The organism is Rhodococcus sp. NPDC057529 (assembly GCF_042802055.1).
In the GTDB taxonomy this organism is placed as follows: Bacteria; Actinomycetota; Actinomycetes; order Mycobacteriales; family Mycobacteriaceae; genus Rhodococcus_F.
Map to the genome: position 1 here is coordinate 1 of NZ_JBHVEY010000037.1, position 14551 is coordinate 14551.

At 62.1% G+C, this 14551-nt stretch carries 12 protein-coding genes and 2 pseudogenes; 2 read left to right on the forward strand and 12 right to left on the reverse strand.

What is annotated here, in order from left to right; genetic code table 11:
- Window positions 1-134: pseudogene (locus tag ACFU5V_RS40080) on the reverse strand (IS110 family transposase); the annotation flags it as partial.
- Between the two features lie 315 nt (window positions 135-449).
- Here ACFU5V_RS40080 and ACFU5V_RS40085 point away from each other — a divergent pair.
- Window positions 450-665, forward strand: coding sequence for a hypothetical protein (locus ACFU5V_RS40085; RefSeq protein ID WP_378706585.1), 216 nt, complete (start codon window positions 450-452; stop codon window positions 663-665).
- Window positions 666-1959: 1294 nt separating this feature from the next.
- On the opposite strand, the gene ACFU5V_RS40090 is transcribed toward ACFU5V_RS40085, so the two are convergent.
- From ACFU5V_RS40090 to ACFU5V_RS40140, 11 genes and pseudogenes are all read right to left on the reverse strand, one after another.
- Complete coding sequence (locus ACFU5V_RS40090) at window positions 1960-2751, reverse strand: HpcH/HpaI aldolase/citrate lyase family protein (protein ID WP_378706587.1); 792 nt, start codon at window positions 2749-2751, stop codon at window positions 1960-1962.
- Window positions 2752-3007: 256 nt separating this feature from the next.
- Window positions 3008-3730 (reverse strand): Asp/Glu racemase, encoded by a 723-nt coding sequence (locus ACFU5V_RS40095; protein WP_378706589.1) that lies wholly within the window; start codon window positions 3728-3730, stop codon window positions 3008-3010.
- Window positions 3731-3828: 98 nt separating this feature from the next.
- Entirely contained in the window at window positions 3829-5142 is a 1314-nt protein-coding gene (locus ACFU5V_RS40100) for an MFS transporter (RefSeq protein ID WP_378706591.1), read from the reverse strand.
- A 919-nt stretch (window positions 5143-6061) separates the two neighbouring features.
- A complete protein-coding gene (locus tag ACFU5V_RS40105; RefSeq protein WP_378706593.1) occupies window positions 6062-6670 on the reverse strand; it encodes an NAD-dependent epimerase/dehydratase family protein in 609 nt (202 codons plus the stop codon).
- 12 nt (window positions 6671-6682) lie between these two features.
- Window positions 6683-7003: an NAD(P)-dependent oxidoreductase gene (locus ACFU5V_RS40110; protein WP_378706596.1), complete on the reverse strand. Its 321-nt coding sequence runs from the start codon at window positions 7001-7003 to the stop codon at window positions 6683-6685.
- Window positions 7004-7007: 4 nt separating this feature from the next.
- Window positions 7008-7700 (reverse strand): annotated as a pseudogene (locus ACFU5V_RS40115) (NAD(P)-dependent oxidoreductase); the annotation flags it as partial.
- Entirely contained in the window at window positions 7697-8545 is an 849-nt protein-coding gene (locus ACFU5V_RS40120) for a TIM barrel protein (RefSeq protein WP_378706598.1), read from the reverse strand. The pseudogene ACFU5V_RS40115 and the gene ACFU5V_RS40120, both read right to left, overlap by 4 nt.
- A complete protein-coding gene (locus tag ACFU5V_RS40125) occupies window positions 8542-9846 on the reverse strand; it encodes an MFS transporter (protein ID WP_378706600.1) in 1305 nt (434 codons plus the stop codon). Before ACFU5V_RS40125 ends, ACFU5V_RS40120 begins: the two co-directional genes overlap by 4 nt.
- Window positions 9847-9960: 114 nt before the next feature.
- Window positions 9961-11157 (reverse strand): GAF domain-containing protein, encoded by a 1197-nt coding sequence (locus tag ACFU5V_RS40130; protein WP_378706602.1) that lies wholly within the window; start codon window positions 11155-11157, stop codon window positions 9961-9963.
- 214 nt (window positions 11158-11371) lie between these two features.
- Window positions 11372-12250 (reverse strand): polysaccharide deacetylase, encoded by an 879-nt coding sequence (locus ACFU5V_RS40135; RefSeq protein WP_378706604.1) that lies wholly within the window; start codon window positions 12248-12250, stop codon window positions 11372-11374.
- A gap of 85 nt (window positions 12251-12335) precedes the next feature.
- Window positions 12336-13316 (reverse strand): asparaginase, encoded by a 981-nt coding sequence (locus tag ACFU5V_RS40140; RefSeq protein WP_378706606.1) that lies wholly within the window; start codon window positions 13314-13316, stop codon window positions 12336-12338.
- Window positions 13317-13507: 191 nt separating this feature from the next.
- On the opposite strand from ACFU5V_RS40140, the gene ACFU5V_RS40145 reads away from it, so the two are divergent.
- A complete protein-coding gene (locus ACFU5V_RS40145; protein ID WP_378706608.1) occupies window positions 13508-14509 on the forward strand; it encodes a LacI family DNA-binding transcriptional regulator in 1002 nt (333 codons plus the stop codon).
- The last annotated feature ends 42 nt before the right edge of the window (window positions 14510-14551 follow it).

Genomic DNA, 14551 nt, shown 5'->3' on the forward strand with positions numbered 1-14551 from the left:
TCATGATGATCCGGCGTCAACCGACGCTCGAACATCTCACCGGTCTCACCATCGAGACCGCACGCGACCACCGACCGCGCGTGCACATCCAACCCGACACTCGTACGCTGACTCATCACTGGGGCCTCCCACATCTTGTGGCTCTACCGGCCAGGACCACATTCCTGTCGGTAACCCACGTTCACATGTGAGCGAGGCCCCAGCCACCCCCATACCGTCTAGCACTCCCATATCGAGGATGCTGAATTCTTCGTAGCCGACACCCCCGCCGGGCCGCGAGAAACGCTCGCACCGAGATGCACTCACCGACCGACACCCCCATCCTCGAAAGGAGGATATGACAGCCCTCGCCCCGTTCGAACCACCAGCAACAACCGGCCACGGGTGTTCCTCCGCCCTACCCCTCGGTGCTCGAGGCAACACGGTTCGTGTTGCCTACGATCTCGATCGTGCTGGAAGCGTCGTCGATCGCGTCGTTCTGGGTGTTCGGGCTCGGATTCGCCCTCGGTCTGTGCGCGATATTCTACGGCGCCGTCGCCACAACACGTTCTCGCGTCGCCAACGACGAAGCCGACCCCCTGCGGGCGTTGCTGGGCATCGTCGCCGGAGTCCCCGGCATCTCGGTGTCCGAGATCGCGCTCTTCCCCATACTCGAGTACCTGTGAAGCAAACACCCTACCGTGTCCGGTGGACGGATCTGTGGGGCCGGTGACCGCCACCCCAACCCGACCCCGAGCCCAGCGGTTGCGACGGCAGTACACCAGACGACACGGCGTTCCTCGACCGCCGAGAAGCGAGCATCGCCGTGACCACCCTCCTGTGCACGGCAGTCCTCGGCTCCTCCCCCGCTTGCCCTCCTCTCGCTCGCGGTCGCTGGCGTCACCGCCGCCACCCTCTGAAGGCCCAGTTGGGCATACGATGTCCGCAGCGGGAACTATTCCGGGGCACGTCCGACATTGGCGGAATAGCGCGTCCCAAGAATCCTGCCCACAGTCTTCGCAATACTCTCACTGCAACTGGATCGGCAGATGAGCCGGGTGGCAAGCGACTCGGTGCAGCGGCCATCGAGTCCGTCACCGGGCTGGCCGAGCTGTGCAGGCCGTACCTCATCACCGGCCGGTTTACGCGGTCTGGTCGATTGAATCCACCGGTTCCTATCGGCGCCCGCAGTTGCCGGTTACATCGGCATCGCACAATCGCGATGTCCTCGGTGATGCCCTCCCAGAGGGCCCCGTCCCGTGTCGGAGACCGTATCCGTTGCTTCGAGTAGCACAACAACTCAACAAGGTTCGAACTCAGCTGCAGCTGCTCCGAGGATGTACCCGTCGTGGGCAACAATCCCTGACTCCTCCCCGGGAGCTCCGAACATGGCTACTACGCAACCGGATTCAAAGCATCGGACCCCCAGCGCGAACGCGGTGAGCCTTAAGTGGTTGGGAGCATTCCTGGACAGTCTCAATACAGCTCGGGCTTGCGTGACGCCAGGTGCAACGGCGGGCCAGTAGGCATCGTTGTTATCGACGGAGGCACCTGACCAATGCAGCAACGAGTCGTCGAGCTCGTCCCAGCTGGCGGCCCTGCAATATGGTTCAACGCTGGCCAGCAACCCGTCGAATGTGTTGGCGACAGTCGCCCCGCCCTTTCGGCCCGATACCATCCACCCCTTCGGGATTGCACGCGCGTGGATCGCGGGACATACCTCTGTTACGTACTTCGCGATCGCCTGGCGCCTGACTTGGCCGGAGACCAAAGGTCCAGCCCAATCGGGCATTGTCGAGGAACAGGCTCCACACATTTCGAGTGCACCTCCAAGGGTTCGGCTGTCTCGCGTCTGGCTGACGCGGCTGGAAATAGTTTCGATAAGGATGTCGGTGCCCTGAGCAAGGGTGATGGGTTGAAATCAGGCCAGGAGGCGACGTCGTGTTGCTCCAATGTACTCGAGCATGGGATGACCCGGCCTCAATTTGTTGCCTGCTCGCGCCGCGCCAGCGGATCGACGCCGAATCGGCGTGCGCGATCGAGAACCGCCTGTGCGTGACGGCGTCGCGGTAGGTAACTGCCGTCGAGTTCCTCACCGCGGTCGGCAAGGACGTCATGTGCCCGAACAACCTCGTCCTCGCTCGGGGTGAACTCTGCATTCACGACCGGCACGTGATCGAGATGGAGACACAACATGCCGGCCATACCAAGAGCCGCACCTCGTTTGCAGTACGCCTGCAGTATGTCGGCGTCGAGTGCCGGCCCATCGATCGGAGCCGGTAGGCCCGCCGAACTGCTGGCCAGAACGAGTTGCGAACGGGCAGCCATCGCCGTGTGGGAATCGTCCAGTGCATGTGTGTCACGCCTGAAGTCACCGCTGCCGAAAGCCAACCGCGTCGTCGCGGGCACCCGCGCGATGGACGCTGACTCAAGCACTCCAGTCGCCGACTCGATCAGCGCGACGATGCTGACCTTAGGGTCCAACCTCTCCGCCGTTGCCCGGATCTGATCTGCGGACTCGGCCTTCGCGAGTACCACTCCGACCACACCAGGGCAGTGGGTCACCAACTCCAGGTCGGCTTCCCAGTCGATCGTCGGTGCTGCATTGACCCGAACCCATCCCCGTCCACCCGCCGCGCTCCACTGCTGGACAGCGTCGCGTGCTCGTAACTTGTCGGCCGGCGCCACACCGTCCTCAAGATCGACGACGACGGCATCGGCACCGCACCGGCGAACCTCGTCCTGCGCAACGAGCAGGTGTGTCGCTGGCACCAGAAGCCATGAGCGAGCATCGCTGGGATCGAGTGCGTCCTCTACAGCAGATGAATTCATCGGGTCCTTCCATTTTTACAAGAGTTCAGGGATCGAGGCGACCGGCAGGTTCTCACTCCGGTGCTGGGGCACGTTCCCTTCCTCTGTAGCCTCGGCAGAGCAGGGTTCGTCGGCGCGATCGGCCGCATGTCAATCGTTGGTCACGACCAGAGAATTGGGGTGAGTGGCCAGGTACGTTGCTGTTCCTCGGGTGGTGCTATGTGTTCATCAGACGGCCCCACCCTGGAACCGGCCTTCTGCTGGTGTCGGATAGGTCAAGGCATTTCCAGAGGGTTGCAATAACGCTGTCCACGAGGGGCATTGCGACTCTGTCTTCCAGGGCTTCGGTCAGCCGTCCCGTGGAGATGTTGGTGCAAACAACGCTGACTGCCTGGGCCGCGTCGCTAGACGCCTGCACCGCGAGATCGCCGACTTTGTCGGGGTTAAGGTTTCCGATTTCCACGTTGTCGGTGAGGCCGGCGTGGGCCTCTCGAACCACCTCAAAACCGAGTTGCGCGTAATGATCGACAATGTCCGCCACCACGTCTTCGGTATAGGGCGTGACCAGGCTCAGACGCGTGACTCCCAGCTTCTTGTATGCGTCGAACATCGCGAGCGTCGACGTCGTTGCCCGGATCCCGGTGGTGTTAGTGATGTGAGCGCATAGTTCCGAGTCCTGTGCCGGGCCGAGCCACGATCCGGACGTTCCGTTCCACGCGATCACATCCACTCCGGCCTGGGCAAGAAGTTCTGCTGCTGTGACGAGCCGGTCGGTGTCGAACGCGGCCTTTGCCTGGTCGCCGAGCGAGATCTGCGTCACGCTGAGCCGGGTGAAGTGTGCCGATACATCCTTGAGGTCGCCGAGGATCTCGTATGTGAGGGGTTCGAGGCAGGTATTGGAGGACGGGGTGATCATTCCGATTCGCGTCATCGGCGGCATTGCGGGTCCTTTTGTGATGAGTTGACGACTGGTTGAGTCGGCCGGAATCGGTGCGGGACGGATTGCGACCGACTCACGGTTAGCCGTTCGTGAGAGTGCTATGTGTCCAGGTCTCGGCCGCGGCCTTCCTTGGCGAAGGCGATCGCGGTCAGGGAAACGATGCCGCAGGCGACAATGAACAGGGCGATCGGGATGTAGGAGTCGTTGAAGGTGGCCAACATGATGGTTGCGATCAAGGGCAGGGTGCCACCAACCAATGCCGTTCCCAGTTGGTAGCCCAGCGATATTCCGGTGTAGCGGACTTCCGGCGGGAAGTTCTCCGCAAACAGAGGGCCCATGACGGCTCCGGACATGGGATAGACGACGGCGAAGCCGACGACCACGGCGACGAACAGCAGTGCGACCGAGCCTTGGTTGAGAAGCCAGAAGAAGGGCAGAACAAAGGCCATACTGGACACGGCGCCGACGACGAACGTCTTCTTCCGTCCGATTCGATCGGAGATCCAGGCGGTAAAGAGGACCGTCGGAACGGCGACCAGGGAGGCGGACAGCACCGCATTGAGCGTGTCGGTCCGCTCGAAGCCGAGCCCGATGGCGTAGGAGATGGAGAACACCGCGAAGACGTAGAAGACCGACGTTTCGATAAATTTGGCGCCGATGGTCACCAGCACCGCCCGCCAGTGATATTTGATGGTTTCCACCAGCGGTACCTTGTTCGTGTTCTCTCTGGCCAGGACCTTTTTGAACGACGGCGTTTCGTCGACGGTGTGGCGGATCCAGAATGCGATGAGGACGAGGACGAACGACAGGATGAACGGGATGCGCCAGCCGATCCTGAGGAAATCTTCTTCGGAGAAGATAGCGGTGGCGCCGGAGGCCGCCACCGAGCCGAGGGCGAGGCCAAGCATGGTGCCCGCCTGGGGAACGGCGCCGAAGAGGCCACGGTATTTCTTGGGTGCATACTCGACGGCGAGCAGGACTCCGCCTCCCCATTCGCCGCCGAGCGCAAGTCCTTGGATCAGACGCAGTACCGTCAGCAGGATCGGCGCCCAGATTCCAATGGCCGTGTAGTCCGGCAATAGACCGATGGCCAGGGTGCTGCCGCCCATGAGTGAGAGTGTCATCACGAGCGTCTTCTTCCGGCCGATCCTGTCCCCGATATGGCTGAAGATGATGCCGCCGAGGGGACGCATGGCGAACGCCAGCGCGAAGGAGGCGAACGAGAGCATCAGGGCCGCGCTCGGATTATCTGACGGGAAGAACAAGGGGCCAAAGACGAGTGCCGCCATGGTCCCGTAGAGGAAGAAGTCGTACCACTCGATGGTGCTGCCGATTCCGCTGGCCACGAGCGCTTTAGCTCTCGTGCGACGGTCGATTGTCTCGACATCTCTGATTTCGGACATGAGGGTCATCGGAATTCCTTCTTTCGTCATGGATCCACGGGGCGATGTTTACGCGCCCACGGCGTAGGGCTTGCGGGCCGCAGGGACGCGGGTTACGTCCTCTATGAAGGCGAACTCCACCCCGTTGTTGCCTGGGTTCGCCGACCGCCTCGTGCACGGCTTTGGCGATCATGCGCAGGTCGGCCAACGCCAGTCGAACGCTGTGGTCCTCTCTGTACCGACCACACACCAGGTCCGCCGCCGCGGGGCCATGGCCACCGCGTGGAACGCGCGAGGCGATGGTCTTTCCAGTGCCGAGCGGTAGAATGTGTGTCACGTGCTGCCTCTTCCCTCCGGCCAACCGGTTCCAGCACCCCTGCAACCGACGCGGAACTCACGGTGCACACCAGCACCGGATCCCAGAACTTGAGCGAACTCACACGTACCGGGGCGATGGTGTCGGCCTCTGCGGCCCCATTCACACGAATCCGCACCTGCTGGGGTACGGGCATTCGGCACAGCACTGGAGTCCACCCTGGGTGCGGGCTACCGTTCTTGTTGGTCTTCTGTCGTCAGCTCACATTCCCACTGACTGCTCTCCACCAACCTATGTAGTCCGACGCGGCCTCGGTCTCACGAAATCGAGGCTGGTACCCGATTTCTTTTTGGAGCCGAGCGATTGAGAAGGGTGGGCGCGGGCTTGGCGTCCCGTTGCCGACATTGGCCAATGCGCGATCGGCAACGATGGTGATGTCCATGTGTGGGTAGTGCCGACGGATTTCATTGCACCAACGGGCAACTGACCAACGCCTTCCGGTGGCGACGTGCAGTACCCCCTCGGCCACGTGGTCCGCTTTGAGCAGACCAACGATGGCAGTTGCTACGTCCGTGGCGTATACCCAGTCGTCGGGAAGGTCGTGGAAGACACGGGCCTTTTCGCCCAGACTGGCTAGGGACAGCAAGTGCGGGGCACGCTGAGAGCGTCGCGCATTCCGGTGGCGTATTCCCACTTTCCGAAGACCACGCCCAGTCGGGCGACGACTACGTCCAGTCCGCGTGTCTGTCTGTATCGCACTCCCAGGCGCTCGCTCGCATATTTGGTGATTCCGTATACCGATTCGGGCACCGGATGATTGGTTACTTCGTCAAGACTGTTGGCGGGATCAGAGCTGGGGCCGTATACCGACCCGCTACTGAGCTGAACCACACGTTCCACGCCATGTTTCAGGGCCGCTTCAAGGACATTGATTGTCCCGGTGACGTTCACGGCCACGATGTCTGCCCCTGAAGTCGCTTCCCGGTCGGGACCGGCAGTGATGGCTGCCCCATGCACGAGGCGCCGGACGGCGTGGGTGGACATAGTTTCGGTCAACGCGTTTCGGTCGCGCACGTCACCGATAACTGAGTGAAGGTTCCCAGGCAAGGACGCGGTACTGTCGATGAACGCCTCTGATGGTGCTTCGAGGCCGAACAACACCACATCGTCGCCAACCGCCAGTAGCGACTCGGCGATGTTGAGTCCAACGAATCCCGCTCCACCGGTGATCATTACAGTCATGTTTCGGTCTTCCTATGCCCCGACTTTGATTTCCAGTGACCGGTCTCGACTAGGCGTTTTTGCTCTGGAGTTCTTGCCCACACTCGTCCGGTGGCGTCCGGGTTTACTCCGCTCCAGATGTCGACGATCGCCTGGGCGGAGAAGACGCTCATCTGTCGTTCCGCGGCCCGGGTGTACGCGCCGACGTGGGGGGGAAAGAACAACGTTTTCCCTTCCCAACAATTGGTTGTCCTGTTGGGGAGGCTCGTGTGCAAACACATCGAGTCCGGTCCCTGCCAGTTGACCGCTGGACAACACTGCCGCCAGCGCCTGCTCGTCGATGATCCCCCCCACGTGAGGTTTGGATCAGTACCGAGCCGGGCTTCATCAGGGCGAACTCCCGTGTCCCGAGCAGCCCGCGTGTCTGATCGGACAGTGGGATATTGATGGTAATGACGTCCACGGCCTGTAGCAGTTCCTCGAGAGACTCGACGGGATCGGCCCCGCAGCGGGAAATCTGCTCAGGATTGAGGTATGGATCGAATGCCACGGTCCTCATACCTAGGCCATGAGCAATCCGAGTCGCATGCTTACCGATCCGTCCAAACCCGAGAATTCCGATGGTGGAGCCGAACAGCTCGTCCCCGAGGAAGGTCACGTCGCGATTTGAAAAGTCACCGCGCCGCACGAGTTGGTCTCCTCGCGGAATGTGTCGACGTATTGCGAACAACAGGGCGAAAACCTGCTCGGCCACAGACCGGAAGTTCGACTCGGCAGCATTGACTACATGGATCCCCCGGGCGGTGGCTTCGGCAACGTCCACGTTATCCACGCCAACACCGTGGCGTGCGATGATCCGCAACTCTGGCGCCTGATCGAGGAACTCCCGATCAACTGTTTGCCAGTGCAGCACTATCGCCCCGATGCCGGCTATCGCTTCATCGAGGGATACCGCGTCGGGTCCGTAGCCCAACAAGACGGTCCCGTGGGCCTGCAACAGCTCGAGTGCGTCCGGGTGGATGGGCTGGCCGACGTAGACGGTGCGGTTCATCGGGGTTCCGTTAGTTCACGACCGAGTCCGGCCAAGGTCTCGAGCATCGCGCGCCGTTTCGCTGGCTCCGCCTTGACCTCGAAAGTTGCGGCACCCTCGTACCCGGCACGGACTCCATTGTCGACAAGAGAGAGCATGTCTGCCCAACCGAGGTTAGCGTCGTCGGCACCGAAGAGTGGGTGACTGTCGACGGGCTGGCCGTGGGGATCGATCCCCCCGGCGGCCAACTGCAGGTAGTCGACATGCTCCCACGAGTCCAAGGGCAGGCTGCTACCTGCCAGGGTGTGGTGGGCCGGGTCGAACATGATGCCCAGTGCTCCGCCCGCGGCTTTGCACAATTCGACCGCGGTGTGGTGATCTGGTACCAAGGACGCACTGAAGCTGCAGCGAGGGAAGGCTTCGATCAAGAGTCGTACGCCACCGTCCTCGGCTCGTGTTCGCACGCCTTCGATCGCTTTGAGCGTTCTCTCCGGAGAACCGGGACGCTCCTGCGTGGACTCCCCGCCCCACATTGCCAGGTAGGTGGCTCCGATCTCGGCCGCCAGTTGCACGGCGGAGGTCAGATGTGTGTAGGCGTGATTCCAGGCGTCGTCGTCTACGGCAGCGACGCTCATCCCTTGCTGAATGAAGGAGGTCTGCGTGCCGATCAACAGTGTCTTGTCCTGCAACAGGGAGCGCACCTTGGGATCGTCGTATATGCCGTCACGATAAGGGATTTCCCAGACCTCGAAGATGTCGTGTTCTCGAATCGCGCCGAGGGCGGCTTCGGCATGCTCGACGGATCCGGACACCAGTTCCGGGTAGAGGTTGTAGGTGACAAGTCCGGCAGCAACGGGCGTGATCATGCCGTGACCGCCTGGTGTTGAGTGCGCACTGCCGGTACCCGGCGCGAGTCGATCAGAAGGAATAGGGCGACGATGGCCAGAGAAGCCAGTCCAAACGACACGAAAGAAGCTCCCAGGCTCCCCTCGGGATTGAGCACAGCGACCACAAATGGCCCGACGACAGCGCCGATCCTGCCGAGCCCGGTCACCAGTCCCATACCTGTGCCGCGGACGCTGGTATCAAACAGTCGTGGCGTGTACAAGTACGCAGAGACCGTCGTGAATCCGTACCCCGCAGCGGCAAGCCAGCCGAAAACCATCATGAACACGATGCCCGAGGACAGACCGAAAAGGATCAAGGCAATGCCGAACTCGATGAATGCGAAGGTAAGAAACCGAAGCGGGGCGAATCGGCCGCCCCAGAAGGCGCCGAGCAGGTAACCGGCGACCATGCCACTGAAGAGGAGGGAGGTGAGCAGGTAGCTCGACCCAGCATTTCCGACCGCCTCATTGATGGCGGAAGGCAGCCAGCTGCCGAATCCATACTGCGCGTAAAAGATGAGAATCCAAGTGATCACCAGGATCCCGGTGCGGACCGAGAGGATCTTCCCGCCGGTCTCCATTTCCTGGGTGCCCTTCTCCGCAGGCTTCTCAGTCGAGCCGGATTCGATGAGTTGCAGTGCAGCCTCAGCGTCGGCGGTCCTGCCCTTGCGAGCCAGGAAGACTGGGGATTCGGGCAGGGCTCGCCGCGCCCAGAGAGCAACGACCACGGGGATGACCAATGCAAGGAACAATCCACGCCAGCCGACGACGGGCACCACGAACATGCCGATCAGCGGGATCAGCGCGAATCCATAGGCGTAGAACGCGGAAGTGAGTCCGACAATGCGGGCACGGTAGCGGGTGGGGCTCATTTCGTTGAGGTAGGTCCCGATGATGGGGAACTCACCGCCCATGCCAATTCCCTGGATGAATCGGAAGATCAGAAGCCACCAGAAGTCCTGGGACAGCCCCGCCATTACTGCAGCCAAGCTGAAGAGAACGATGTTGCCGGTAAGCAGTGTGCGACGGCCCAGGATGTCTGCCAACCGTCCCGTGAGGATGCCTCCGAGCATGAACCCGACGAAGGTGGCACTGACAATGAATCCCCCCTCCGCTCTGCTAATCCCTAGATCGACCAGAATCAACGGAAGGACCAGGCCCAAAGCGGCTACATTCATGGAATCAGCCATCCAGCCTAAGCCACTGGCAATCCAGAGCTTGCGGAAGAATGGACCCCATCCACGATTGTCGATACGGTCTCGAACCGCTTGTTCGTTCATTTCAACTCCAGTTCACAAATGACCATTGAGGTGCGAGGTAACGCGCGCGTGCGATACATCGCCCCACTGCGGATTTCGGATAGTGGATTTCAATACGCAAGAGTCATGGCGGTGTTAGTCACCTAGTCGGCCCAAGAGCGACTCGACAGCGGTTCGGGCGCCATTGAGGGCAGCCTCGTCGCGGGCGGTCCATGCCCGCTGGCTCAGGCTGTGAACTGAAAGAAAGCCGGTCAAGTGACCGTCGAGGATCACAGGCCCAAGCATCTGCGCCTGGACGCCATAAACCTCGATGAGCGCCTTCGGGGGGAACGGTGGGCGACCAAAGTCAGGCTGAAGCAAGTTCGACCGCTCGGCCTCGAGCCACGCCACGGTATCGAGCTGTCGCATGTGCAGAGATTTCTCGTGTCGAATATGCCTCACCCCGGAGTTGGCCGCCTCGGCTGCGGGGGTATCAATGTGCAGCCCGTGCTTGTCTATGTCGATGCGCAGCGTGGTGCGGTCTCCGCCGGTGGATACCAGCAGGTCCTCGCAAATGCGCTGCATTTGCGCGCGCACCATGCCGTCCCGCAACAGAGTGCCAGCCCCCGGATTGCCGGTTCCTCCACCGAGACGCAGCGCCTGCCACAGCAACGCTGTCGCCGAATCCAACACTGGCAGACCGTGAACGCACTCCAATTGTTCGATGTCGACGGGAAGGAGTGGTTCAGCTCCGAGGACCACACAGGCGTGCAGTTCTGGCTCTTGCTGCAGAAGACTTCCTATCACAGTCGACACCTGTGTAGCGCTACCGACCGAATCATGCGGAAGATTCACGGGCAGTGCATTCACACCTTGTTCTGCCAAGGCTTGACATATCTGCGTAGTCAGGTCATCTCCGAACGCGCTGAATAGTCCCACCTTCGTCGCCCCGTATACGTGGAGGGCATCCATCAAGGCTGCTGTGGTAGTGATAGCTCGCTGCCTCGCACGCTCGGCTGCCCACTGACTCTCAAATGCCTCGGGATCCGCACCGATGCAAGGTTCGGCCCGCGCGTCCAAGAAGACGACGTCGTGACCGTCATGGCACTGCTGAAGTGCAGATGCCGACTGCACCGTGGTCGCCGACACGGTTGGGTCGCCGATGCCGGCTTCGGTGGTCGCCTGCTCCTCTACGCTGTCCGAGAGGTTGACGTCGACGTCTGTGCGACCAGCCAGCACCTCACGCAGGTAGTTCTCGAGCGTGGGGATGCACTGCCGGGTGTACCACCGCATGCGAAGCTTCGATGGGGCAGGTGCGGCTGGAGCCGCCGATGTGTCGCTGGTTTCGGCCATGATGGTCCTTAGATGGTGCTGATAATCGGTTGGCGGTACGAGACAGGATGCTTGGGGTTAGCCGATTCGTGTCGCCCGCACCGCACCGAGGCTCTGAAACGGCCTACTCGGCGCGGCGAGGACGACACACAAGGACCGGCGACCACCCCGTACTGGACACCAGAGTTGTCGATCCTTCACGGGTACTGGTCGACTGCGGATCGCAGGAGAGGCCTCAGCGAGGACTTCTCTTCGCGAAGTCGCGGGCGACGTCCTCCATGAAGGCGAACTCCACCCCGTCGTGGCCGTCGATGTGGTCGAAGAGCCGCTCGAGCATCAGCAGATTCTGCGGCCGACCGGAGACATCGGGATGGATGGTGATCGGGAAGACGGCGTAATCCATCTCGTGGTAGACCCAGTCGAACTGGTCCTTCCACAGTTGCTCGACGTCGCGGGGGGAAACGAAGCCGTGACTGTTTGGGCTGGATTTGATGAACATCATTGGAGGCAGATCGTCGAGGTACCAGCTCGCCGGGATCTCGATCAGGTCGGTTTCCTCACCGCGCACCAGCGGCTTCATCCACTCCTTCGCCGAGTCCGCCGCATAGTCGATCTTCGTCCAGGTATCGCCGACCCGTACGTAGTACGGAGTGTGGTCGTTGTGCATGAGTGAGTGGTCGTAGAGAAAACCGCGCTCGAGCAGAATTTCATTGGTCACCGCAGAGAACTCCCACCACGGGGCCACGTAGCCAACCGGTTTCTTACCGGAGCGCTTCTCAATCAGATCGGTGCAGTAGTCGAGGATCTCGGTTTCCTGCGCGCGGGTCATCGCGATCGGGTTTTCGTGACTGTAGCCATGCACCCCGATCTCGTGTCCGGCCTCCACGACCGCGTCGAACTCTCGGGGGAACGTCTCGATCGAGTGACCAGGCCAGAACCAGGTCACCGGCATCTCCCGCCGCTGCGCGAGCTGCAGCAGCCGTGGCACACCGACCTCGCCGGCGAACAGGCCCCGAGAGATGTCGCCCGGAGAGTCCTCCCCGCCGTACGAGCCGAGCCAGCCGCCGACGGCGTCGACGTCAATCCCGACAGAAACATAGATCTTCTTGGACATGTTCACTTCCTCTGATGGTTGTGGATCCGAATCGGGTGGTGGATCCGGTATTGCGACGGTCGACGTCGCCTTCGGTAGATGGGAACTAGTGGAGGTGTGCCTGAAACGCACTGGACATCTCGGCTGCCGGGATCCCATGGGAAAGCAACAAGGCAGCGAGGATGCGCGCTTGAAAGGGGTTGAGGTCCCCGGACGGAATGGCCCCAGCCTTGACAAGGTCGGCACCTCCGCCGTTGCCGTAGAGCGGGACAACGGGCCCCCACGGGGCGCGGGTGCTGAGGATCACCGCGCACCCGCCCTCGACGACTTTTGCTACCGTCTCCGCGAACTCGGGGCCGGCGTTGCCGACGCCGGTACCGGCCAGCACCACCGCCTGGGCACCCGAGCTCACCGCGAACCCCAACATGTCGGGCGTCGCGCCGGGATAAGCGGTGACGATCTCCACGCGGGTAGTGTCGAACGCCACCGCGGGGACGGGCAGCGGCGGGTTGCGCCGCGGCGCCGCCGTGACCACCAGTTGCTCTCCCTCCATATGCGCAACCTCGACGCCACCCTGGAACGGGCTGCTCGCAGTGGTGTGGGCCTTGCGGGCACCCCGGGCGGAGCGGACCGTGCCGTCGAAGGCGATGAGCACGCCGCTGTTGCGCAGTCGCACAGACGAGGCCGCGAGCAGCGCCTGCTCGACGTTGCCGGGCCCGTCTGGCACCGGGCTGTCCGCAGGACGCTGGGCTCCGGTCAGCACTGCCGTTTTGGTCGAGGTGTGCACTAGATTCAGCAGAAACGCCGTCTCCTCCAGGGTGTCTGTGCCGTGGGTGACTACGACCCCGTCGTTGCCTGGGTCGTCGAGTGCCTCGTGCACGGCCTCGGCGATCATGCGAAGGTCGGCCAACATCAGCCGAAAGCTGTTGGTCATCAATATGTCTCGGGCCGACACGCTCATCTGTCCGTACCGTCCACACACCAGGTCGGCCGCCGCATCGGTGGCCACCGCACCCGCTGCGGCATCACCGCGTTGACCGCGCGAGGCGATGGTCCCTCCCGTGCCGAGCAGTTGAATGTGTGTCACTTGCTGCCTCTTCCCTCCGGGACGACCGGCCCGGCGGCAAACGTCCTAAGCAATCGAATGCCGCAATCGAATGCCGCAATCGATTGTGTAATGTGATTGGCACGACATTAGAACAGAACTAGGGTGATCCGCAACATGATGAGTGAAGATCTATCGTTCTCTCTGTGCACCTGCCCACAAGAAGAGGGGATATGAGTCGACGATCTGCAGTGACGCTGAAAGCGCTGGCCGAGGAGTTGGGGCTCAATGCCTCTACCGTTTCCCGCGTCCTCAACGATCCTCAAGGCCCGGCATCAAAGTGGGCTGCACCGGAGACCACGGAGCGGATCTTTGCCCTCGCCAACGAGCGCGGCTATCGCAAGAACCCGTATGCCGCCTCACTGCGCACAGCCAAGTCCACCATGATCGGGGTCGTTGTTCCCCGCCTCCAGGACTACGTCCTGGCCACGATGTACGAGGGCATCGACGAGGCCGCGGCGGAGCACGGTTATTTCACCGTGGTGTCCAACTCACTGGACGACCTGACACAACACCGCACCAAAGCGAGAGAGCTCCTAGACCGACGAGCAGACGGGCTCATCTTCGGCGATGCTCGCTTCGAGGACCCGTTCCTCGACGAGTTAGCCGAGCAAGGCATCGCCTTCACCCTCGTGAGCCGTCGCTCCCCCGGACATCGGTCGGTGACATGCGACGACCGCGCCGGCGGCCGGATGATCGCCGAGCATCTCATCGCATCGGGTCGAACCACCTTCGGCCTCATCGCCGGCGATCCCCAGGTCTCGACCTCCATCGACCGCTGCGCCGGCTTCCTCGAAGCGCTCGAACAGCACGGCTTCCACGTCGACCCGGCCCACCTTGTCCCGAGTGGATTCGACGCTCCCGCGGGCGACACTGCAGCCGCCAAGATCCTGGCCGAAGCATCGTTGCCCGAGGCGGTCTTCGCGGTGAACGACTTCGCCGCCATCGGCGCACTCGGGACGTTCACCCGGGCAGGCCTGACAGTCCCGGACGACATCGCATTAGCGGGGTTCAACGACACACCACTCGCCGAAAGCGTCGGACTCACCACTGCACGCTCCCCCATGCACCAAATCGGACGCCAAAGCCTCGAGATGCTGATGGCCATCCTCGACGGCAAGGACGTCGAATCCCTCCAACTGACCCCGGAACTCACGGTGCGCACCAGCACCTGACACGACAGGCGCCCTGAACATCCTGGGACCTCGCCGAGATTC

What these genes read in the sequence shown, in the direction of transcription:
- ACFU5V_RS40105 (WP_378706593.1), bottom strand. Translation starts at nt 6,670, where the DNA reads ATGACTGTAATGATCACCGGTGGAGCGGGATTCGTTGGACTCAACATC.
- ACFU5V_RS40100 (WP_378706591.1), bottom strand. Translation starts at nt 5,142, where the DNA reads ATGACCCTCATGTCCGAAATCAGAGATGTCGAGACAATCGACCGTCGC.
- ACFU5V_RS40130 (WP_378706602.1), bottom strand. Translation starts at nt 11,157, where the DNA reads ATGGCCGAAACCAGCGACACATCGGCGGCTCCAGCCGCACCTGCCCCA.
- ACFU5V_RS40095 (WP_378706589.1), bottom strand. Translation starts at nt 3,730, where the DNA reads ATGCCGCCGATGACGCGAATCGGAATGATCACCCCGTCCTCCAATACC.
- ACFU5V_RS40145 (WP_378706608.1), top strand. Translation starts at nt 13,508, where the DNA reads ATGAGTCGACGATCTGCAGTGACGCTGAAAGCGCTGGCCGAGGAGTTG.
- ACFU5V_RS40125 (WP_378706600.1), bottom strand. Translation starts at nt 9,846, where the DNA reads ATGAACGAACAAGCGGTTCGAGACCGTATCGACAATCGTGGATGGGGT.
- ACFU5V_RS40120 (WP_378706598.1), bottom strand. Translation starts at nt 8,545, where the DNA reads ATGATCACGCCCGTTGCTGCCGGACTTGTCACCTACAACCTCTACCCG.
- ACFU5V_RS40135 (WP_378706604.1), bottom strand. Translation starts at nt 12,250, where the DNA reads ATGTCCAAGAAGATCTATGTTTCTGTCGGGATTGACGTCGACGCCGTC.